The sequence below is a fragment of the Janthinobacterium sp. JF4 genome, from assembly GCF_059617925.1.
The window spans coordinates 64,966-86,338 of the sequence record NZ_JCAQAV010000004.1 but is presented as its reverse complement, the minus strand read 5'-3'; the positions used below and the strand labels follow the sequence as shown (position 1 = coordinate 86,338).

General features: G+C 65.6%; 20 protein-coding genes. 14 read left to right on the top strand and 6 right to left on the bottom strand.

Annotated features, from left to right (window positions below):
* The first annotated feature begins 155 nt into the window (after positions 1-155).
* On the top strand, positions 156-2,423 hold the full coding sequence (locus AC54AF_RS05850) for an OPT family oligopeptide transporter (protein ID WP_496635764.1): 2,268 nt from the start codon (positions 156-158) through the stop codon (positions 2,421-2,423).
* Between the two features lie 56 nt (positions 2,424-2,479).
* Here AC54AF_RS05850 and AC54AF_RS05845 read toward each other — a convergent pair whose 3' ends face one another.
* Together AC54AF_RS05845 and AC54AF_RS05840 are read right to left on the bottom strand one after the other, a co-directional pair.
* Complete coding sequence (locus AC54AF_RS05845) at positions 2,480-3,409, bottom strand: AAC(3) family N-acetyltransferase (protein ID WP_496635763.1); 930 nt, start codon at positions 3,407-3,409, stop codon at positions 2,480-2,482.
* The gene (locus AC54AF_RS05840) at positions 3,402-4,595 is read right to left on the bottom strand and encodes a hypothetical protein (RefSeq protein WP_496635762.1); all 1,194 of its coding nucleotides are present in this window, start codon (positions 4,593-4,595) and stop codon (positions 3,402-3,404) included. Before AC54AF_RS05840 ends, AC54AF_RS05845 begins: the two co-directional genes overlap by 8 nt.
* Here AC54AF_RS05840 and AC54AF_RS05835 point away from each other — a divergent pair.
* The 5 genes from AC54AF_RS05835 (at position 4,594) to AC54AF_RS05815 (ending at position 9,277) form a co-directional block, all read left to right on the top strand.
* Complete coding sequence (locus AC54AF_RS05835; protein WP_496635761.1) at positions 4,594-4,779, top strand: hypothetical protein; 186 nt, start codon at positions 4,594-4,596, stop codon at positions 4,777-4,779. The two genes, AC54AF_RS05840 and AC54AF_RS05835, sit on opposite strands and share 2 nt — an antisense overlap.
* The gene (locus tag AC54AF_RS05830; RefSeq protein WP_035819625.1) at positions 4,760-4,987 is read left to right on the top strand and encodes a hypothetical protein; all 228 of its coding nucleotides are present in this window, start codon (positions 4,760-4,762) and stop codon (positions 4,985-4,987) included. The genes AC54AF_RS05835 and AC54AF_RS05830 overlap by 20 nt, the downstream gene beginning before the upstream one ends.
* Before the next feature lie 174 nt (positions 4,988-5,161).
* Positions 5,162-5,683 carry a sigma-70 family RNA polymerase sigma factor gene (locus tag AC54AF_RS05825; protein ID WP_496635760.1) on the top strand — a complete coding sequence of 174 codons (522 nt, stop codon included), beginning with the start codon at positions 5,162-5,164 and terminating at the stop codon, positions 5,681-5,683.
* Positions 5,684-5,687: 4 nt separating this feature from the next.
* A complete protein-coding gene (locus tag AC54AF_RS05820) occupies positions 5,688-6,677 on the top strand; it encodes a FecR domain-containing protein (protein ID WP_496635759.1) in 990 nt (329 codons plus the stop codon).
* A gap of 95 nt (positions 6,678-6,772) precedes the next feature.
* Entirely contained in the window at positions 6,773-9,277 is a 2,505-nt protein-coding gene (locus AC54AF_RS05815) for a TonB-dependent siderophore receptor (RefSeq protein ID WP_496635758.1), read from the top strand.
* 20 nt (positions 9,278-9,297) lie between these two features.
* Here AC54AF_RS05815 and AC54AF_RS05810 read toward each other — a convergent pair whose 3' ends face one another.
* The 4 genes from AC54AF_RS05810 to AC54AF_RS05795 form a co-directional block, all read right to left on the bottom strand.
* Positions 9,298-9,450, bottom strand: a complete 153-nt coding sequence (locus AC54AF_RS05810) for a hypothetical protein (protein ID WP_496635757.1) — start codon at positions 9,448-9,450, stop codon at positions 9,298-9,300.
* Between the two features lie 11 nt (positions 9,451-9,461).
* Positions 9,462-11,165, bottom strand: coding sequence for a hypothetical protein (locus tag AC54AF_RS05805; RefSeq protein ID WP_496635756.1), 1,704 nt, complete (start codon positions 11,163-11,165; stop codon positions 9,462-9,464).
* 12 nt (positions 11,166-11,177) lie between these two features.
* Positions 11,178-11,864, bottom strand: a complete 687-nt coding sequence (locus AC54AF_RS05800; RefSeq protein ID WP_496635755.1) for a UPF0149 family protein — start codon at positions 11,862-11,864, stop codon at positions 11,178-11,180.
* A 131-nt stretch (positions 11,865-11,995) separates the two neighbouring features.
* Positions 11,996-13,444, bottom strand: a complete 1,449-nt coding sequence (locus tag AC54AF_RS05795) for a peptide MFS transporter (protein WP_496635917.1) — start codon at positions 13,442-13,444, stop codon at positions 11,996-11,998.
* A gap of 367 nt (positions 13,445-13,811) precedes the next feature.
* On the opposite strand from AC54AF_RS05795, the gene ppnN reads away from it, so the two are divergent.
* The 8 genes from ppnN (at position 13,812) to AC54AF_RS05755 (ending at position 21,357) form a co-directional block, all read left to right on the top strand.
* Positions 13,812-15,182, top strand: a complete 1,371-nt coding sequence (gene ppnN / locus AC54AF_RS05790) for a nucleotide 5'-monophosphate nucleosidase PpnN (protein ID WP_034782951.1) — start codon at positions 13,812-13,814, stop codon at positions 15,180-15,182.
* 204 nt (positions 15,183-15,386) lie between these two features.
* Positions 15,387-16,454, top strand: a complete 1,068-nt coding sequence (locus AC54AF_RS05785) for a LacI family DNA-binding transcriptional regulator (protein WP_496635754.1) — start codon at positions 15,387-15,389, stop codon at positions 16,452-16,454.
* A 213-nt stretch (positions 16,455-16,667) separates the two neighbouring features.
* The gene (locus AC54AF_RS05780) at positions 16,668-17,474 is read left to right on the top strand and encodes a transporter substrate-binding domain-containing protein (RefSeq protein ID WP_496635753.1); all 807 of its coding nucleotides are present in this window, start codon (positions 16,668-16,670) and stop codon (positions 17,472-17,474) included.
* A gap of 91 nt (positions 17,475-17,565) precedes the next feature.
* On the top strand, positions 17,566-18,258 hold the full coding sequence (locus tag AC54AF_RS05775) for an amino acid ABC transporter permease (RefSeq protein ID WP_496635752.1): 693 nt from the start codon (positions 17,566-17,568) through the stop codon (positions 18,256-18,258).
* A gap of 1 nt (position 18,259) precedes the next feature.
* On the top strand, positions 18,260-18,910 hold the full coding sequence (locus AC54AF_RS05770; protein ID WP_489630688.1) for an amino acid ABC transporter permease: 651 nt from the start codon (positions 18,260-18,262) through the stop codon (positions 18,908-18,910).
* Positions 18,897-19,631, top strand: coding sequence for an amino acid ABC transporter ATP-binding protein (locus AC54AF_RS05765; RefSeq protein WP_496635751.1), 735 nt, complete (start codon positions 18,897-18,899; stop codon positions 19,629-19,631). Before AC54AF_RS05770 ends, AC54AF_RS05765 begins: the two co-directional genes overlap by 14 nt.
* Positions 19,628-20,374, top strand: a complete 747-nt coding sequence (locus AC54AF_RS05760) for a sugar phosphate isomerase/epimerase family protein (protein WP_496635750.1) — start codon at positions 19,628-19,630, stop codon at positions 20,372-20,374. The genes AC54AF_RS05765 and AC54AF_RS05760 overlap by 4 nt, the downstream gene beginning before the upstream one ends.
* The gene (locus AC54AF_RS05755) at positions 20,371-21,357 is read left to right on the top strand and encodes a sugar kinase (RefSeq protein ID WP_496635749.1); all 987 of its coding nucleotides are present in this window, start codon (positions 20,371-20,373) and stop codon (positions 21,355-21,357) included. The genes AC54AF_RS05760 and AC54AF_RS05755 overlap by 4 nt, the downstream gene beginning before the upstream one ends.
* Positions 21,358-21,373: the final 16 nt, after the last annotated feature.

Here is a 21,373-nt window from a genome sequence, read left to right as displayed (position 1 = left end):
AGCCGTTCCGGCGCGGGCGGGTGGCGGGGCGGGCCTCCGGGAGCGGGAGCAAAAAACCTTTTCATCGAAACGCGGCTGTGCGATAGTCTCGGCTTCAAGCAAATAGCCCGGATCTCGATCCGGGCTGTTTATTTTATACAATTAAGGATTTATTTATGGCAAAAGATGCAATGCCGAGCGCCGTGAAGCCGTATATTCCGGCCGATGCGAAGCTGCCCGAGATGACCTTCCGCGCGCTGTTCATGGGCGTGATACTCGGGATGGTCTTTGGCGCCTCTTCGCTCTACCTGGTGCTGAAGGTGGGCCTGACCGTCAGCGCCTCGATCCCCGTCGCCGTGATCGCCATCACCCTGTTCGGCCTGGCCAAGAAGATGGGCGGCAAGGATTCGTCGATCCTGGAAAACAGCATCACGCAGACGGCCGGTTCGGCCGGCGAATCGCTGGCCTTCGGCCTGGGTGTGACCATGCCGGCCATCCTGATCCTCGGCTTCGACCTGGAAATCTCCAGAGTCATGCTGGTTGGCGTCCTCGGCGGCCTGCTGGGCATCCTGATGATGATCCCCATGCGCCGCACCATGATCGTCGACCAGCACAAGGAACTCAAATTCCCCGAAGGCACGGCCTGCGCTGAAGTGCTGAAGGCGGCCGCCACGGAAGAATCACGCATCGCCGCCGGCGAAAGCATCGAGAAGGATTCGGCCGCCGCGCTGGACGCCAAGCGCCGCGCGAAGATCATCTTCGGCGGTTTTGCCGTCGGCTTGCTGTACAAGGTATTCAATATCTCGTTCAAGGGCTGGAAAGACACGCCGGGCGTGGAATTTGCCGCGCCGCTGAAGGGCGGCTCCATCGGCGCCGAGATTTCCCCTGAATTGCTGGGCGTGGGCTACATCATCGGCCCGCGCATCGCCGCCACCATGGCGGCCGGCGGCGTGCTGTCGTATCTGCTCTTGATCCCGATGATCAAGTTTTTCGGCGACAGCCTGACCACGGTCCTGTCACCGGGCACCAAGTTGATCAGCGAAATGGGCGCCGACGACGTACGCAGCGCCTACGTGCTGTACATCGGCGCGGGCGCCGTGGCCGCCGGCGGCCTGATTTCGCTGGTGCGCGCCATGCCCATGATCTGGCGCAGCCTGTCGGCCGGCCTGAAGGGCATCGGCAAGGGCGTCAAGAGCAATTCCACCCTGCGCACCGACCAGGACATCCCCCTGAAATGGGTCGTCATCGGCTGCCTGTCGATCATCGCCGTGATCACTTTCGCCACGCCGCTGCACATGAACTTCCTCGGCGCGCTCTTGATCCTCGTCTTCGGCTTCCTGTTCGCCACCGTCTCGTCGCGCCTGACGGGCGAAATCGGCTCCTCGTCGAACCCGATCTCCGGCATGGCCGTGGCCACCTTGCTGTTTACCTGCCTGATCTTCCTCATCATGGGCTGGACGGGCGGACGCTACTATGTGACGGCCCTGTCGGTGGGCGCCATCGTGTGCATCGCCGCCAGCAATGCCGGCACCACCTCGCAGGACTTGAAAACCGGCTACCTGGTGGGCGCCACGCCGCGCCTGCAGCAATACGCGATTCTGGCGGGCGCGCTGTCGTCGGCACTGATCCTCGGTCCGATTCTGCTGAAGCTGAACGAAGCGAGCACCGTCTACGTGCCGGCCGCGCAAGTGGCGCCTGGCCTGACGGTTGACGCGTCGAAGCTGACGGTGACGGGCGAGCTGCATGGCCCGCAAGCCGACACCGACCACAATACGTATAAAGTCTGGCAAAAGACGGACACTGTGGGCGGCCCGGCCGGCAAATATTTTGTCAAGGACGATGGCCAGCTGGCCTACCTGGTCGATCCGGGCATCAATGGCCAATACAGCAAGCGTCCCGATGGTTCGGAAGTGAAGAAATACGATGCGCCGAAGGCCGTGCTGATGTCCTACATCATCAAGGGCATCCTCGACCAGCAGCTGCCGTGGACCCTGGTGCTGTTCGGCGTGATGATCGCCGTGGTGCTGGAAATGGCCGGCATCCCGTCGCTGGCGTTCTCGGTCGGCGTGTACCTGCCGCTGTCGTCCACCTTGCCGATCTTCGTCGGTGGCCTGGTGCGCTGGCTGGCGGACCGCCGCAACAACAAGCTGGAACACAACGCCAAGCTGAACGAGGAAGAGCGCCAGCTGGCGGGCGACCGCAGTTCGGGCGTGCTGCTGGCGTCCGGCTACATCGCCGGCGGCGCGCTGGCCGGCATCATCATCGCGATCACGGCCGGCGTGCTCACGCACTTCGACCAGATGATGGCCGACTGGGCCGAGCACGGCAACCCGTTCTATGCGGGCCTGCACTCGGATGCGCTGTCGCTGCTGCCGTATGCGGCCATCATCGTGCTGCTGTATCTCGTCGCAAGAGAGAAAAAGGCGGATCGCCCGCAGGCTTGATGTTCTGGCCAACCGAATGAAAACCGCCCGGTATCATCACGATCCGGGCGGTTTTTTTATGCGCGCCCGATGGGCCGCGCCGCCAGTTGCGCCGCGCTGGCGTAGATCGTCACGTGCTCGGACGCGAGCCGGCCCAGGTGTTCGAAGAAGGCCTGCGCCGGAATGGCCCACGACGCCGCATCGCCGACCTGGCCATTCACGCGCAGGCCGGCGGCATCGAATTCGCGCGCAAAATAATCGCGCAGGTCGCCGCGGCCGGGATGGTCGATGCGGTGCTGCGCGACTGCCGGATCGAAGGGGCGCACGGGCACCTCCCAGCGACGGCCGGCGTGGTCCAGGCAGGCCAGCAGCGTTGCATCGTCTTCCCACACTGGCACGGGAAAGGCGTCGCCCATGGCGTCTTCCAGCGCGTGATAGAACGTCACCGGCCCCATGGAAATGCCGAGTCCCAGCACTTTCGCGTGCTCGCAGCCGATGAAGCGCTGCCAGGGCGAGTCCATGCCGAAGATCGAGGGCGCGCGGTGGTGCGCTTCGGTGAGACCGGCGGCATGGCGGCCCCACGCGGACACGGAGTGTGTCGGGTGGATGCTGCGATGGATCGCATCACTGGCCAGGAAGGCTTCCGGCAAGCGCCCCATGTGCGTGCCATGGCGGCGCGGATCGAACACATAGTCCGGCATGGCGCAGGTGGCGCGCACGGTGCCGCCTGGCAGATAGTAGGTGGGCAGCAGCAGGGTGCCTTGCGGGCCGACTGCGTCCTGCAGGGCATGGACGACGGCCAGCGCGCCGCCTTCCACGTAGCCCAGGCTTTTCAGCGAGGAATGCACGAACAGCGTATCGCCTGGCGCGATGCCCAGCCGTGCAAGATCGGCGGCCAATCCGGCGCGCGTCACGTGGGGCGCATTGTGGCGCACGTGCCGGGCGCCGGCGGCGCGGCGCCACGCTTCCAGCGCGGCCCTGGCGGCGCTTTTTGCCTTTTCAAGCATCGCCAATGTCCATTTCCAGCAGGTTTGCATCGATGCAGAACTTGGCGGCCCAGTTCAGGTAGGCCCATTGCCCATAGTCGCCATCGACGGGAAACGAACCCTTGACGCCGCCGCGCGTGTGCGCGGGACCGTCGATGCTGACCGAGCGCCGCACGTAGCGGTTCAGGCGGCGTCCCGCATCGAGATAGCGCCGCTCGCCCGTGAGCTGGTACAGCAGGAACAAACAATGCGCGTTTTGCGCGGAACCCGTGAGGCAGGCGTAGCTGGCCCCCGGCTGGAAGTCCGGACCGAGGCGGCCCGGCAGGTAGCCGTCGGCCGCCACGGCCCTGGCGACGCTCGTGCCCGTGCGCGCGGCGGCGTTCAGCAGGTCGGCGCGCGCCGAAAAGCGGTGCGCTTCGAGCAGGCCGCGCAAGGCGTAGCCGATGGTATGGGTCAGGGGCAGGAGCGGGTTGTCCAGGCAGTTCGATGCGAACCAGCCGTTGGGGCGCTGTTTGCTCAGCGCCCAGTCGACCTGGCGCAGGCCTGCCGCGCCATAGCCGTGGCCCGGCGCGATGCGGTCCGCTTCGAACAGGCCCCATGCCACGTGCGTTTCGTAGGCCTTCTCGCCGGCGCTGGCGAACGGCGTCGGATGCCGGCGCCAGCAGCCGTCGTCATCCTGGCTGTCGCGCAGCCAGCTTGCCGCGCGATGCATGGCGTCCTGGTATGCCGCGCCGTACGCTTGCACGCCGGCGGCTAGGCCAAGCAGGATCTGGCCCGTGTTGAAGGTGACGGGCACGCGCGGCGTCGAATCGATCTTCCCGCCCTGGAAACCGCCTTGCGGGAACTGGATGGCCACGCACCAGTCGAGCATGCGCCGCGCGCGCCGGTGCAGCGCATCATCCCCACCTTCGTCACCCGTGCGCTGCGCCAGGGCGATGAGGGTGGGGATGATGTAGCCGGTGGTCTCCGGGTAGGAGCTCGACCAGCCTGTCAGCAAATTGTAGTCGCGCGCGACGCCGCCGTCGTTTGAGCTGGAATGGTCTTGCGCCGCGCATAGCCAGGCCGTGCAGGCATGGACGACGGCTTGCGGCCCGGGGTCAAAGGCGGGCAAGCCGCGCCGGTCCGACAGCCGCGCCAGGCGCGCCGCCGCCGGCAGACCCGCCTGCTGCGCCAGTGTGTTCCGGATCTTGGTGAGCAAGGTGTGCATGGCAGTAATCGCAGTAATGGCAGCAATGGCGTGGTGGTGGGCTTTGGCCACTGTAGCGCTGGCCGCCGGCAGGGCTATTGACCTGCCGCAAGGATTTGCCGGCGCGTCGCTGCCGTCGGAATTGACGCATAATGGCTACTTCACCGTCGTCGACGAGGCCCGCCATGAACAATGTCACGCTTGAGTATTCGGTCGTCACCAATCCCGATTCCTTTGTCGGCTTCAAGTACTACGTCAAGGCGGGGCAGGCATTCGATGCCGACGATTTTGCCTATTCCTACAAGCTGAACCGCTCCGACCTGGACCCGGACAGCGTGCTGGCCACCCGCGAGGCGGCGGCGAATCTGCAGCCGGGCGAGTGGCTGACGGTGTCGCATTCGATTGCGGCGTAGCGCGCTTCTTCCTGTCTGGCTTTGGCGACGCTGCGGAGCGCGAGAGCGGAATCGGTTGTTACTTCGGAAATGCCAGTGCCATGGTCGGCACTGATCTTGCCGAGATGTGCACTTCTGCCTATAATTGAGAATAATTCTCATTAAGTTTGCGCTCTCCGCCAGACTCGCCGCTCCATGTCCGCCGACCACCTCTCCCTGCATGACTTCGATGACATCGCCATTCTGTACCGCCAGCACCACGGCTGGCTGCGCGGCTGGCTGCAGCGCAAGGTGGGCAACGCCTTCGACGCGGCCGACCTGGCGCAGGCCACCTTCGTGCGCGTGCTTGCGCCGCAGGGCATGCGGGGCGTGCAGGAACCGCGCGCCTACCTGACGACGATCGCCCGCAACCTGCTGATCAATCATGTGCGCCGTCGCGCCATCGAGCAGGCTTACCTCGATGCCCTGGCCCTGATGCCTGAACCGGTGGCGCCGCCGCCCGAGGTGCGTCTGATGTTTCTCGAACGGCTGGTGGAACTGGACCGGCGCCTGGCCGCGCTGCCTGCGCAGGCGCGGCAAGCCTTCCTGCTGGTGCAGCTCGACGGCATGGGGCAGCAGGAGGTCGCCGCCGAGCTGGGCATTTCCCTGTCCACCGTCAAGCGGCATTTGGCCAGGGCGGCTTTGCGCTGCTTTTTCCCGGAGCAGCACGATGGATGAAGAGATGCTGATTCCTCTGGGCGGCGCGGCCGCTGCCGCACGCGTGGCGCCCGCCGTGGCGCGGCGGGCCGTGCAGTGGTGGCTGGCGCTGCAGGGCGGCGACGCCACTGCCGCACAACTCAATGCGTGGCGGCGCTGGCGCGCCGAGGACGCCGCCCATGAACGTGCCTGGCAGCGTATCGAGGCGGTCAGCGGCCAGCTGGCCGGCATCCCGCCGCCGCTGGCCAGCGCCGCCCTGGCCGCGCCAGCAGGCGCACAGCGGCGCCGCGCCTTGCGCGTGCTGACGGCGCTGGTGGTCGCGGGCGGCAGCACAGCCCTGTTGCGCCAGGCACCGGCGTGGCAGGCGTGGAACGCCGATGCCAGCACGGCCACGGGCGAGCGGCGCACGGTGCGCCTGCCGGACGGCGGCACGCTGGTGCTCAATACCGATAGCGCCATCCAGCTGCGCTATGACGCCAGCGCGCGTGCGGTGCAGCTGCTGCGCGGCGAGGTGCTGCTGCAGACGGCGTCCGATGCGCAGTGGCGGCCCTTCCTCGTGCACACCGCCGACGGCACGGCGCGGGCGCTGGGCACGCGATTTATAGTGCGCCAGCACGACGGCTTCGTGCAGGTCGGCGTGCTGGAAGGCGCCGTCGAGCTGCGGCCTGCGGCGGCCCAGGCCCAGTCACGCATACTGCAGGCGGGCGAGGAGGGCAGTTTTACCCGCGACGGCGTGGGTGGGGCGCATGCGCTCGATGCCGGCGCGGGCGCCTGGGCCGACGGCATGCTGGTCGCCGCGCACATGCGCCTGGACGATTTCCTGCTGGAGTTGTCGCGCCACCGGCGCGGCCACCTGGGATGCGATCCGGCGCTCGCGCATCTGCTGGTGTCGGGTGCCTATCCGCTGGCCGATACCGACAGGGTGCTGCTGGCGCTGGTGGAAGCCTTGCCCGTCGAGCTGCATTACCTGACGCGCTACTGGGTCACCTTGCGGCCGCGCGCGAAAATATATTGAAAATACATGGACTGTTTTTGCACGCTGCCTTGTCAAGGGAAGTGAGGGCGCAGGTGTTGGCCCGTTCCACCCATCCCATGATATGAAGGCATGCCATGAACAACCGCAGCACACTCCATCCATCCACGCGCGTGCGCGCACCGGGCCTGCTGGCCATGAAACCGCTGGCCCACCTCGTGCACGCCCTGTGCCTGGGCGCACTGGCCAGCCTGGCCGGCGCGCCGGCGCAGGCGCAGACGGTCGGGCAGGCAGAGGCCCTGCGCCACTACGCCATCCCTGCGGGGCCGCTGGAAGCGACATTGAACCGGCTGGGGCGTGAGGCAGGCTTGCTGATCGCTTTTGGCTCGGCCACGACGGCAGGGCTGCGCAGCGGCGGCGTCAGCGGCAGCTATACGGTGGACGACGCGCTGGCGCGGGCGCTGGCCGGCACCGGGCTCGCTGCCGTGCGCACGGCCGGCGGCGGCTTTGCGCTGCGCGCCGCCACCGCGTCAGCTGCTGGCGCGGCGGCGGACGGGGTGCAGACGATGGCGCCCGTGACCGTCAGCGCGCAGGCGGAAGAGGAAAATCCGTGGGGCAAGGTCAGCGGCTATGTGGCGCGGCGGGGCAGCACGGCCACCAAGACCGATGCATCCCTGCTGGAAGTGCCGCAATCGGTATCCGTCATCACGCGCGACCGCATGGATGATCAGGGCGTGCGTACCCTGAACGACGCCATCCAGTACACGGCCGGCTTGCGCAGCAACACGGCAGGCGCCAATCCTGCGGATGACAGCCTGTCGGTGCGTGGCTTCAGCCAGTTTTCGGGCGCGTTCTACCTCGATGGCATGCGCCTGATGCCCATGGGGACGCTGGGCTTCTTCGGCGTCGAGCCATACGGCGCCGAGCGCGTGGAAGTGCTCAAGGGTCCCTCGTCCGTGCTGTACGGCCAGAATGCGCCGGGCGGCATCGTCAATTTCGTCGCCAAGCGCCCCACGGCGGACCAGGTAAACCAGGTAGAACTGTCGCTCGGCAGCTACGCGCGCAGGCAGCTGGCCCTCGATGTGGGCGGCAAGTTGGCGGACGATGGCAGCCTGCAGTACCGCCTGGTGGGGCTGGCGCGCCAGGCGGACCAGCAGATCGATGACATGCAGGACGACCGCTATTATCTGGCGCCCAGCCTGACGTGGGCGCCGAGCGCCCGCACCAGCATCACCTTGCTGGGCTTTATCCAGAAGAATCGCGCCATGCAATCGTCGAATGTGCAGTGGGAGGCCTTGAACGGCAGCAATCCCAACGGCCGCCTGCCGCTGACGCGTTTCCTGGGGGAGCCCGGCTTCGACCACGAGGAGACAAGCGTCGCCTCTGCTGGCTATGCGGCGCGCCACACGTTTGACAGCGGATGGACGGTCAGGCAGAACTTCCGCTACCTGCACGCGGATAACCATGAACAGTATATGTTTCGTTATGGCAACTTAATCGACCATGCGCTCACCAACCGCGAAATCGACACGCGCGACGGCAAGGGTGGCGTGTACTCGCTCGACACCAGCGTGACGGGCCAGGTGGCGACCGGCGCGCTGCGCCATGAGGTCGTTGCCGGCATCGATTACAGCCGCAGCAATACGTCGTTCAGTTCGTATATCGCCGACGGTCCGCAGATCGATATCTACCGCCCCGTCTATGGCAGCGGGCTGGACCTGGCGGCGCTGGCGCCCGATGCCCTGCGCCGCGAGCATAACCGGCAGCTGGGCGCGTACCTGCAAGACCGTGCGCAGTACCGCAACTGGGTCTTCACCGTGGGCGGGCGCCAGGACTGGACGCGCCAGGAGCAGCGCAATCTGCTGGCATCGCCATCGACCACGACCGTGCGCAAGCCCAGGGCATTCACGGGCCGCGCCGGCATCACTTACCTGGCGGCGAACGGGCTGGCGCCTTACGCCAGCTACAGCGAATCGTTCTCGCCCGTCTCCGGCGCGGATCGCCTTGAACGTCCGTTCGAGCCGGAAACGGCCCGGCAAGTGGAAGTCGGCGTGAAATATGCGCCCGGCGCGCATCTGTCCGTGACGGCCGCCGCATTCGAACTGCGCCGCCAGAACGTACTGACGACGGACCCCGATGACCCGAACTATTCCATCCAGCAGGGAGAGGTGCGCTCGCGCGGCATCGAGCTGGAGGTAGCGGCGCAGCCGAGCAGCCAGCTGAAACTGCTGGCATCCCTGACCTACAATCCCCTGAAGGTGACGAAGGCGAATCCGGACAGGTGGGGCACGAACGTGCAGGGCAAGTCGCCGTACGAGGTGCCCAGGCAGATGGCGTCCGCCTGGGCCGACTACGCGTTCGCGGGCGGCTTGCGCGGCCTGTCGGCCGGCGCCGGCGTGCGCCATGTCGGTGCCAGCTGGGGCGATGCGGAGAATACCTTCCAGGCGCCGGCGTTCACCCTGGCCGACCTGTCGCTGCGCTATGACCTGGGCCAGGCACGCAGCCACTGGCGCGGCCTGAGCGTCAGCATGACGGTCAAGAATCTGTTCGACAAATACCATGTCGCCTCGTGTTTCTCTGCACGGGCCTGCAATTATGGCGAGCAGCGCAACGTCGGCGTGCGCGTGGCCTACCTCTGGTAGCGCGCTGCCTTACGCAGGCGTCAACCAGGCGCGCAGTTCATCTTCGGCGCGCCTCGCCGTTGCCTGCTCAGGGTCAGCACGATGAGCTTTTCCCGCGCCCGCCAGTACGCCTCTACCACCGCATACGCGGCATGGTCCTCGGGAAAATCGGCAAACAGGAAGTCGTTCATCATGGTTTCTTCGGCTAGATGCCGAACACTTTCAGGATCGCGTCCGTGAAACCCTCGAACCAGCTGCCCACCTTGCCCGGCTGCTTGCCGTTGCGCGGGGTTTCTTCGTACAGGTAGACGCCGTTGTCGCCGTCGAAGCGGTCGTTGAGCAGCGCCTGCTGGCCGCGCAGGTAGGGGATGAAGGTTTCGCTGCGCAGGGTCGAGTACAGCACGTCGGTGGTGAAACCCAGGGTGGCGGACTGGCTGATGGAGCGGCCCTGGCCGGCCCGCTCCAGGCGCACGCCGCGGCAACCGCGCACGATCAGGGTGACGGGGCCGCGAAAGACGATGAAGCGCAGCTGCAGGGTAAGCCAGGCGTGCAGGCTGCCCAGGCGCCAGTGGCTCGATAGCGCCAGCGGCCGATTCGCGTCGCAGACCAGGCCCACCAGGCCCCGTGGCTGGAAGACCAATGCGCTGCCGGCGGGCACATGGACGATGGCCACTTCCAGCAGCGGATCGTCGCTGGCGGAAATCGTCACGCACGCTTCCTTGTCGCTGTGCAGGCGGGTCAGCGCCACCATGCCGGCGGCCAGGCTGGTGAACGGGAAGCGCCAGTCCAGCAGCCACTGCGTGCGCTTGGTGCTGCTGACGGGCGACGATTGCAGGTATGCGGGGTGGATCAGCATCTGCTGGCCGGGCTGCAGCAGCAATGCCTGCGAGACGGCGGAGATGCGCGACTCACCCTGCGGCGGCAGGGGCAGGGAGCTGCCCGCCAGCTGCAGCTCGCGTGCGACCGACAGCGGCGCCAAACGCGCGGCGACGGGCGCCAGCACGAAGTAAAAGAAGGCCTTGATGGCGAGGGGTAGCAGGATGGCCGACAGCACCAGCAGGGCGGCCGTGGGCGCCACGTCCATGACGGGCGCGCGCCAGCGGGCGATCCAGTTGCGCGACAGCTGTGTTTCGCCGGCCGCGATGGCCTTTTGCACGGGCGCCAGCGCGCCGGCCAAGGCTTGCTCGTCGATGGCGAATGGCGCGGGATGGGCGGCATGCGCGGCATCGCCGGTACGGGCGCGCTGCGCCTGCCACGCCTGGTAGGCTTGCAGGTTGATGTCGCGCAGGCGCTGGCCCTCGGCTTCGAGCCGCGACAGCTGCGCGTAGGCGTCGCTGCCGGGCAGGCGCGCCGCCACGGGGTGCTGCGCTTCCAGTTCGCGGCGCTGGCGCACATTCGCTTGCAGCGCGGCATACGCGCTGACGTGCTGCGCATGCAGGCGCACCAGCGTGTGCCGCGCATCTTCGCCGCTGATCGCTGCTTGCAAAGAGGTCAGATAACGGGCTTCCTGCGCCAGCACTTCGATTTCCACGCGGCGCGCCGCTTCCTCCTGCGCGTGCAGGGCGAGGGTGTTTGTGTCGGGCAGGGGAATGGTAAACAGCGACGGCTGCTGTTGCGCGCGCAGCTGGCGCAGGTGCGCCTGCACTTGCGCCAGGCGGGTGGCGATGGCGGTCTGGGAGGCGTGCTGCAGGGTGTGGACACGGAGCGTGGCGGCAGCGGCCAGGCCGGCGCCGTGGTTGTCGGCGCCATCGGCGGCCAGCCTGAGCGCGGCGACGGCCTCGCTGCCGGCGCTGTAGGCGCGCCATTCGGCCAGCAGCAAGCGTCCGGCCAGCAGGATGACGATGAACAGCGCGAACTGCAGCGCGTGGCGCAGCAGGAAGCGCAGGATGGCCGTCAGCAGCTGGCGCAAGGAGGTGCTGCCTTAGTTCGCCGCGCTATCGGCATCGGCACAGCATTTCTTGTACTTCTTGCCGCTGCCGCAGTGGCACGGGTCGTTGCGGCCCGTTTTGGGTATCTCGCGCAAGACGGTGGCGCCGGACTGGCTGTGTGCCTGGCTTTTCAGGTGGCGCTGGCGTGCCCAGGCCGCATTGATGGCGATGACGGCAGGAATTACGCCATCCATGGCCGTTTCGGCCGCATCGTCGTCGAGCTCGCTGGCAGCGGCCAGGTGCTGGAACGGCGCCAGGTACTGCGGGTGGCTGACGGCCAGGGCCGCCCACTGGGGCTTGTCCAGGGTCGTGCCAAGGATGAACCCGGCGCACCAGGCGGACACGCTCCATTCGGGGCCGCACACATAGATGGGCTCGAAGCTGTCCGGGTCCTTCGCCAGCCATTCGACCATGTAGGCATGGTGGCGCTGCGTCAGGCTGGCCGCCCGTTCGCTGTCCGCGTCCTGTGCCGGCAAGGCGCTGCCGGCCGCCTTGTCCCACACCCACGGCAGCCATTGTTCAGGCGCGATCTGTTTCGGGCTCAGGGCGACGGCCGTGAGAAAACCTTCCAGCATCGACACGTCCATGGCGGCGCCGGCCAGGGCGGGCGCGGCCAGCAGGGTGTCGAGTTCGGCGTATTCGTCGTCGGAGAGGGGCGAGGTGGTGGAGATGCTGGACATGGGATTTTTCTGTAATTTGATTGAGGTGGCCATCGGCCCTGGCCGTATTGTACCGTCCGCCAAGGCAACAAGCGGCGCCAGAATGAAAAACGGCGGCCCGCAGGCCGCCGTTGTCAGCTAAGGCAAGACGCTTACTTCACGCCATGCATCAGTTTGTTGATCAGCGGTGCGATCAGGAACAGCACGACACCGGCGCCCAGCAGGGACCAGAAGCCGAAGGTGTAGCCGGACAGGGCCGATTGCACCGACATGCCGCTCGTGCCGCTGACGTGGCTGGCGAAGATGCCCGACAGGTTGTTGCCGATACCGGTCGACAGGAACCAGCCGCCCATGCCCAGGCCGACCAGGCGCACTGGCGCCAGTTTGGTGACCATCGACAGGCCGATAGGTGACAGGCACAGCTCGCCGATCGATTGCAGCACGTACACGGTTGCCAGGGTCCAGAACGGGATCTTGTTATCGGCGCCAACCAGGCTCGACAGAGCGAAGATCAGCAGGCCGAAGGCCAGGGCATTGCCCAGCAAGCCCAGGCCGAATTTGCGCGGGATCGATGGATTGACGTTGTGGCGCGCCAGGTAGACCCAGACGGCGGCGATGATCGGCGCGAAGACGATGATGGCGACCGAGTTGACGGTCTGGAAATAGGCGGTCGGGAAGATCCAGAAGCCCAGGTCGCGGTTGACGATCTTGTCAGCCAGGAAGGTGAACGAACTGCCAGCCTGTTCGAAGAACATCCAGAACAGGATGTTGAAGACGAAGATCAGCAGCATGGCGATGACGCGGTCGCGCGCAACTTTACCGTTGCGTATGCCTTCGATCATCAGCATCACGGCCAGGCCGACGAACAGCACGGTCAGGACGATTTGCAGCTTTTCAGCGCCGACGGTCAGCAGGAAGTACATCAGCGGGATCACGCACAGCGAGCCGACAGCCACCCAGACGACGCGCATCGGGTTGCCGGAACCGGCTTCCGGAGCGCCGATGCCCTTCAGGGCGCGGCGGCCGATGGCGAACCATACCAGGCTGATCAGCATGCCGAAACCGGACGCCATGAAGACCATCTTGTACGATGGCATGGCGCTGGTGCCGAAGATCGACTCGGCCAGCCACTGGGTGAATACGGGCGCGACCATGGCGCCCATGTTGATGCCCATGTAGAAGATCGTGAAGCCACTGTCGCGGCGCGGATCGGCTGTCGTGTACAGCTTGCCGACCATGGTCGAGATGTTCGGTTTGAACATGCCGTTACCGACGATCATGGTGGCCAGGCCCAGGTTGAAGATGTCCTGGTTCGGTACCGAGATACAGAACAGGCCGGCAGCCATGAAGACGGCGCCCAGCAGGATGGAACGCTGGTAACCGATGACCCGGTCGGCGATGTAGCCGCCGAACAGGGCGCCGGCGTACACCAGCGCGAGGAAGGAACCGTAGGTAAGGTTGGCCGCTGCCTGTCCCGAACCGTCGCCGCCGTGGAACTGGGCAACGATGTACAGTACCAGCGCCCAGCGAACTCCGTAGAACGCGAAGCGTTCCCAGAATTCAGTCATGAACAACATCCACAATGGGCTTGGATGGCCCATAATCTGCTTGAACTCGGGAATAACGGCTTCCTTGTTGGGCGTAGTCGCACCGCTCATGCGGTTCCTCCTGAAAAATTATTATAGTCAATCGATACAACAAACTTATGGAAGTCTGCGGGCGGCGGGGACTCTCATGAAGAACCTCACGCACGGGAATTCCAATAGGCTGGCATTCTAATCTACAAATTGCGCTGAGCGAAGATTTCGATTCGCATTAGCAAGAATGACTGTTTCATATTAGTCAAACCGGTTTGCAGGCAAGGGCGGCCCCGGCGATTTTGTGGCGGCACAGCACAACTTGCCTGACTTGTCGTATATTAAGGCTGCAAGACCTTCGAGCATCGATTTTTAAAGGGATTTTCGCATTATGGAACACGACGTTATCGATACTCTGGTTTCACCGGAAGGCCGCCTGGACGTGCTCTCCAAGACTGAAGTCAACAAACTGCTCGACACCAGTCAGGGCGGCCTGTACAACACCTTCCGCCGCTGCGCGCTGGCGGTCTTGAATTGCGGCAGCACCATCGACGATGGCCGCGCCCTGCTGGAGCGCTACCAATCGTTTGAAATCTCCATCATCCAGCGCGAGCGCGGCATCAAGCTCGACATCAAGGGCGCGCCGGCCATCGCCTTTGTCGACGGCAAGATGATCAAGGGCATCCACGAGCACCTGTTTGCCGTGCTGCGCGACATCATCTTCGTCAGCGATGAAGTCACGGGCAACCCGAAATTTGACCTGCAGAGCACGGAAGGCGTGACGGACGCCGTTTTCCACATCCTGCGCAACGCGAATGTGCTGCAAACCCAGCTCAATCCGAACCTGGTCGTATGCTGGGGCGGCCACTCGATCAACCGCGCCGAATACAATTATTCGAAGGAAGTGGGCTACCAGCTGGGCTTGCGCGGCCTCGACATCTGCACCGGCTGCGGTCCGGGCGCCATGAAGGGCCCCATGAAGGGCGCCACCATCGGCCACGCCAAGCAGCGCCTGCACAATGGACGGTATCTCGGCATCACGGAGCCGGGCATCATCGCCGCCGAGTCGCCGAACCCCATCGTCAATGACCTCGTCATCATGCCGGACATCGAAAAACGGCTGGAAGCGTTCGTGCGCGCCGGCCACGGCATCGTCGTGTTCCCCGGCGGCGCCGGCACGGCCGAAGAGATTTTGTATATCCTGGGCATCCTGCTGCACCCGGACAATGCCGAGATCCCGTTCCCGCTGATCTTCACGGGACCGGAAACCTCGCGCGAGTACTTCGTGCAGATCAACCAGTTCATCAGCGACACGCTGGGACCGGAAGCGCAGCAGCGCTACAAGATCATCATCGACGACCCGGAACTGGTGGCGCGCGAAATGCTCGAAGGCATACGCCAGGTGCGCGAATTCCGCAAGGCGCACAGCGACGCGTATTACTTCAATTGGCTGCTGAAGATCGACCACGAGTTCCAGAAGCCGTTCCAGCCCACGCATGAAAACATGCGCAACCTGAGCCTGCACAAGAACCAGCCCACGCACTTGCTGGCGGCCCAGCTGCGCCGCGCGTTTTCCGGCGTGGTGGCGGGCAACGTCAAGGATGACGGCATCCGCTCGATCGAAGAGCACGGCAACTTCGAGATCCACGGCGACAAATCCATCGCCGGCCCGATGGATGCGCTGCTCGCGTCGTTCGTGGCGCAGCACCGCATGAAACTGGCGGGTACGGCATACGTGCCTTGCTACACAGTAGTCCAGTAGGCTGTCTTTCAGCCAGCGCCGCCCGTTCCCTGCGTTTGCCGGGGGCGGGCGGCGTCTTTTCTTCCGCGTTACCATCCATGCACCCAGCGTGTTCCTTCGCCGCCACAGGCAATCAAATCGCTTGCGTCATCGATTCGCGGGTGCTATCGTTGGAACCGGTTCCAAAATAAAAATATGCATGTCAACAGGCAGTGGAGATCAACCTTGGATTCAGTACGCGGCAGCAAAAAAACCCTCTCCGGCGAGCCGGCCCGGCCCGTGACCATCGCTCAGGTGGCGCGCGAGGCGGGCGTGTCGAAGACGAGCGTGTCGCGCTTTCTCGGCGGCGAACTCGATGCCCTGTCCGAGCACATCCGCCAGCAGATCGGCAGCACCATCGCGCGTCTCGGCTACCAGCCGAACCAGATGGCGCGCGGTCTCAAGCGCGGACGCACGCGCCTGATCGGCATGGTCGTGGCGGACATGCTCAATCCCTACACGGTGGCCGTGCTGCAAGGCGTGGAGGCGGCTTGCCAGCAGCATGGCTATACCCTGATCTTGTGTAATACCGGCAATGACGAACAGCGCGAACGGCAGTCGCTGGCCGCGCTGCGCTCGTACAGCGTGGAAGGGCTGATCGTCAACACGCAGGGGCGCAACATCGAGTCGTCCGACTTGCAGCAGGCGGACATGCCCATCGTGCTGGTCGACCGCCGCATCGAGGGCGTCGATTTCGACCTGGTTGGCCTGGACAATGTGCAGGCGGGCCGCCTGGCAACCCAACACTTGATCGAACAGGGTTTCGACGCCATCGCCTTCGTCGCGCCGCCCTTGACGGGCGTCAGTTCGCGGCTGATGCGCGCCGAGGGTTTCCAGTCCGTGATGGCCGAGCATCCCGGCTGCGTGGGCGCAGTGCTGGCGGTGGACCTGGACGACCGGCCCTCGATCGACGCGCAGGTGCGGCACTGCCTGGCGCAGTGGCGCGGCCGCCGCGTGGCGCTGCTGGCCTCGAATGGCATGGTGGCGCTGGAACTGGCGCTGATGCTGCAGCGTCTTGATCTGCGCATGCCGGAGGACGTGGGCCTGCTGGGCTTTGACGAATTGCCGTGGTCGCCATTGGCGGGCCTGAGCACGATCGAGCAGCAGACGTACGAGATCGGCTTTTCGGCGATGACGTGCATGCTGTCGCGCCTGCAGGGCGAGCAATGCCCGCCGCGCGAGGTGCTGTTGCCAGGCAAGCTGATTGTGCGCAATTCCACCCAGGGGAACGCAGTGCGCAAGAACGGCGATTGACTGGGAAGAGGGCGTTGCCCTTTTTTTTTGGCAAGCTTTGGAACCGGTTTCATGGAATTTCTTCACACTGGAAAGGGGCGTGAATAGTCAGGCAGGGCAATGGTTGGCATGAAGTTGGAGCGATACGGCAAGAGACGAAATAAATCGTCCATTTGACACTATTCCCGGAAGTGCCTCGACGAGGCCGGTACCGGGATCACAGGAGACGGAAACATGAAGATGACGACACTGTTCTATTCGAAGATACTGGCTTGCGCACTGGCAGCCACGTGCGCTCTGGGTGCTGCCGCCGACGCCGGCGCCCAGACGCTTGGCGACTTGATCAAGAAAGGCAAGCTGACCATCGGCGTCGTCAGCGGCACGCCGCCGTTCGGCAGCATCGACGCCAAGGGCGCGCCCGTCGGCTATGACGTCGACGTCGCCAACCTGATCGGCAAATACCTGAACCTGCCCGTGGACGTGGTGCCGTTGACGGCGCCGTCGCGCGTGCCGTCGCTGGAATCGGGCAAGGTCGATTTCCTCGTGGCGACCCTGGCGCCCACGCCGGAACGGGCCAAGACCCTGATGTTCACCATGCCCTACAGCGCCTTCGAGCTGGCCATCGTCGCGCCGGTCGGCGGCAAGTTCAAGGCCCTGGCCGACCTGAAAGGCAAGAAGGTGGGCGTGACGCGCGGCACCACGAATGACACGGCGCTGAGCCGCATGGCGCCGGCCGGCACCAATATCGTGCGTTTCGAGGATGACGCCACCGTCACCCAGGCCTTGCTCAGCAAGCAGGTCGACGCCGTCTCGATCCCCAGCACGATGGCGCTCGACATCATCAAGACGCGCGGCGCGGGCAAGATCGAGGTCCGGTTCACGTATTCCGTGCAACCGAATTCGATGGCCGTGCGGCGCGGCGACTTCGAGCTGCACCAGTGGCTCAACAACTTCATCTACTACGTCAAGCTGAATGGCGAACTCGACGCCATCGCGCGCAAGTGGAGCGGCGCGCCGCTGCCGGCGCTGCCGACCTTCTGATACCGCAACCCGCATAGCGAAAGTGTAGATCCATACGGCGCGCCACCACGGTGGCGCGGCCGGGGATGCGCACGTAGACAAGGAGTTGAGTATGCCGTATGAATTTCATTTCGAACTCGTCATGCAATCGCTGGACCGCCTGCTGTGGGGCGCGGCGCTGACGATACGCCTGAGCGCCCTGGCGATGGTGCTGGGGCTGGCGGTGGGCGTGTGCGCCGCCGTCATACTGAAGAACGGTCCCGCCTATGCCCGCGCCGTGGTGCGCGCGTATGTGGAGATCATCCGCAGCACGCCGTTCCTGGTGCAGCTGTTCATCATCTACTTTGGCTTGCCGTCGCTGGGCCTGCAACTGGACGCCAACGGCGCCGCGCTCGTCGCCATGACGGTCAACCTGGGCGCCTACGCGGCGGAAATCGTGCGCGCCGGCATCGGCGCCGTGCATCCGTCGCAGCTGGAGGCGGCGCAGGCGCTGGGCATGACGCGCTGGCAGGTGATGCGCCACGTGGTGCTGCTGCCGGCGCTGGAAAAAGTGTATCCGGCGCTGGCCAGCCAGTTCACGCTGATGATGCTCGCCTCGAGCGTCGTGTCGGCCATTTCCGCTGAAGAGCTGACCGCCGCCGCCCACCTGCTCGACTCGGAAACCTTCCGCAGCTTCGAGATCTACATCGTCGTGATGGTGCTGTACATCCTGCTGGCCCTGCTGTTCCGCTTCAGCTTCTGGGTACTGGGCCAGATCGTCTTCAAACGCCGCCGCCGTCTGGGCGCGGCGCGCATGGGAGCATGACATGATCAGTGACTTTTCCTGGGATAACCTGCAATTCCTGCTCGAGGCCACGCGCTGGACCATCGGCCTGTCGCTGCTCGTCTTCATCACGGGCGGCATCGCCGGCTTCGCGGTGGCGCTGCTGCGCACGGCGCGCAGTCCGGTCCTGCGCTGCATCAGCGCCCTGTACATCCAGCTGGTCCAGGGCACGCCCGTGCTGATCGTGCTGTTTTTGACCTATTACGGCCTGGCGCTGTTCGGCTACAAGCTGTCGCCGCTCATCGCGGCCGGCGCGGCGATGACGATCTTTGCCAGCGCCTACCTGGGCGAGATCTGGCGCGGCTGCATCGAAGGCGTGCAGCGGCAGCAGTGGGAAGCATCGGCCGCGCTGGCGCTGAACCGCTACCAGCAGCTGCGCTACGTCATCCTGCCGCAGGCGCTGCGCCATTCGCTGCCGCCGACGGTGGGCTTCATGGTGCAGATCATCAAGAACACCTCGATCACCTCGATCATCGGCGTGGTGGAACTGACGCGGGCGGGGCAACTGGTCAGCAACGCGACCTTCCTGCCTTTCATCGTCTTCCCCGTCGTCGCCCTGATCTACTTCGCGCTGTGCTATCCGCTGTCGCGCTACAGCCATTCACTGGAAAGGAAATTCCATGCCCATCGTTGAAATCGACAATATCAGCAAGAGCTTCGGCGCCAATCACGTGCTCAAGGGCGTCTCGTTCGCCGTCGAGAGGGGGCAGGTGATCGCCGTGATCGGCCGCAGCGGCTCCGGCAAGAGCACCATGCTGCGCTGTATCAACGGCCTGGAAACCATCGACAGCGGCAGCATCGCCGTGGCCGGCCACACGCTGACGGCGCGCCAGGAGCATCTGCTCGACTTGCGCAAGGATGTCGGCATGGTCTTCCAGAGCTACAACCTGTTCCCCCACCTGACGGTGGAAGAAAACGTCATGCTGGCGCCGCGCATCGTCAAGAAGGTGCCCGATGCCCAGGGCCGCGCCACGGCGCTGCGCGTGCTCAAGCAGGTGGGCCTGGAGCACAAGCGCGACGCCTATCCCGAGCAGCTGTCGGGCGGCCAGCAGCAGCGCGTGGCGATCGCCCGTTCGCTGGCGATGGAGCCGCAGGTGATGCTGTTCGACGAAGTCACGTCTGCGCTCGACCCGGAACTGACGCAGGAAGTGCTGAAGGTGATGGAAGAGCTGGCGCAGGCCGGCATGACGATGCTGCTGGTGACGCACGAGATGGAGTTCGCGCGGCGCATGGCCGACGTCACCGTCTTCATGCACCAGGGATTGGTGTGGGAGAGCGGGCCGTCGGAAGCCCTTTTCAGCAACCCGCAAACGCCCGAAGCGCGCCAATTCGTCGGCGCGGGAGCGATCAAATGAGCCCCGTCCTGGTGGCCGCGTCGGCCTACGGCGCAAGCAGGGTCCGGCAGCTGGGGCAAAGCCATTTCATCGACGTGGTGGCCGATGCGGGCGGCGCCGGCATCGAGATCCGCCGCGAACTGTTCACCTCCGACTTGCCCGACCTGGCGCGCATGGGCGCGGCGGTGGCCGGGCGCGGCATGTACTCCGTGTATTCCACGCCCATCGAATTGTGGGGCGCGGACGGGGTGCTGCAGCACGCGCTGCTGCGGCAGATGCTGGACGAGGGGGCGCGCCTGGGCGCGCGCTACCTGAAAGTGTCGCTGGGCCATTACCCGGCCGCGCCGGATTTGCTCGCCTTGAGCGCACAGCTGGCGTCGGCGCCCGTGGCGCTGCTGGTGGAAAACGACCAGACGGCGCATGGCGGCAGGCTGGCGACGATGGCGCGCTTCCTGGCGGCGGCGCACGAAGCCGGGCTGCCCGTGGGGCTGACGTTCGACATCGGCAACTGGCGCTGGGTGGGCGAGGACGCGCAGCAGGCGGCGCGCCTGCTGGCGCCATACGTGCGCTATGTGCATTGCAAGGCCGTTCTGGAGGATACGGGCCGGCTGTCGGCGTGCGCCGTTTCCGATGCCGATCCCACCTGGCGCGCCGTCTTCGCGCATTTCGCGCCAGGCGTGCAGCGGGCCATCGAATTCCCGCTCGAAGGCGCCGACCTGGTGGCCGAAACGGGCCGCTACATCCAGATGCTGGAGGCCGCATGAGGGAACAAGAACCGCGCCAAAAGGAAATTCAAGGGGGGCACGCGCTCGACGTCGTCACCTATGGCGAGGCGATGGCGATGTTCGTTGCCGAGGAAACGGGGGACCTGGCGGCCGTGGCGCACTTCACGCGCCGCCTGGCCGGCGCTGAAACCAACGTCGCCATCGGCCTGGCGCGCCTGGGCTTGAAGGTCGGCTGGCTAAGCCGCGTGGGCGACGATTCCTTTGGCCGCTTCATCCGCGCCAGCGTGCAGGCCGAGGGTGTCGATTGCAGCCGGGTCGTCACCGTCGCCGGCCAGACCAGCGGCTTCCTGCTCAAGGAGAAGGCCGAGCACGGCGCCGATCCGCTGGTCGAATACTTCCGCAAGTGTTCCGCCGCCAGCCGGCTGGCGCCCGAACACTTCGACCCCGCCTATTTCCTGTCCGCGCGCCACCTGCACGCCACGGGCGTGGCCGCGGCGCTGTCCGCCACCAGCCTGGCGTTCGCCGGCCAGGCGCTCGACTTCATGCGCGCCAACGGCCGCAGCGTGTCCTTCGATCCTAATCTGCGGCCTTCGCTGTGGCCGTCGCAAGCCGTCATGGTTGAACAGATCAACCGCCTCGCCGCCAAGGCCGACTGGGTGCTGCCCGGCCTGGGGGAGGGCGAAATCCTCACCGGCCACGACCTGCCGCACGACGTCGCCGGTTTTTACCTGCAGCAAGGGGCGCGCCTGGTGGTCATCAAGCTGGGCGCCGAAGGGGCTTATTACCGCACGGCCGATGGCGACAGCGGCATGGTGCCGGGCGAGCGCGTGGCCAATGTGGTCGACACCGTGGGCGCCGGTGACGGCTTCGCGGCCGGCCTGGTCAGCGCTTTGCTGGAAGGCTTGCCGCTGGCGCAGGCAGTAAGGCGCGGCAACCGGGTCGGCGCCTTCGCCATCCAGGTGGCCGGCGACATGGAAGGCTTGCCGACCCGCGCCCAGCTTGACGCGCGGGTCCCATCTTGAATCGAACAGGAGAAAT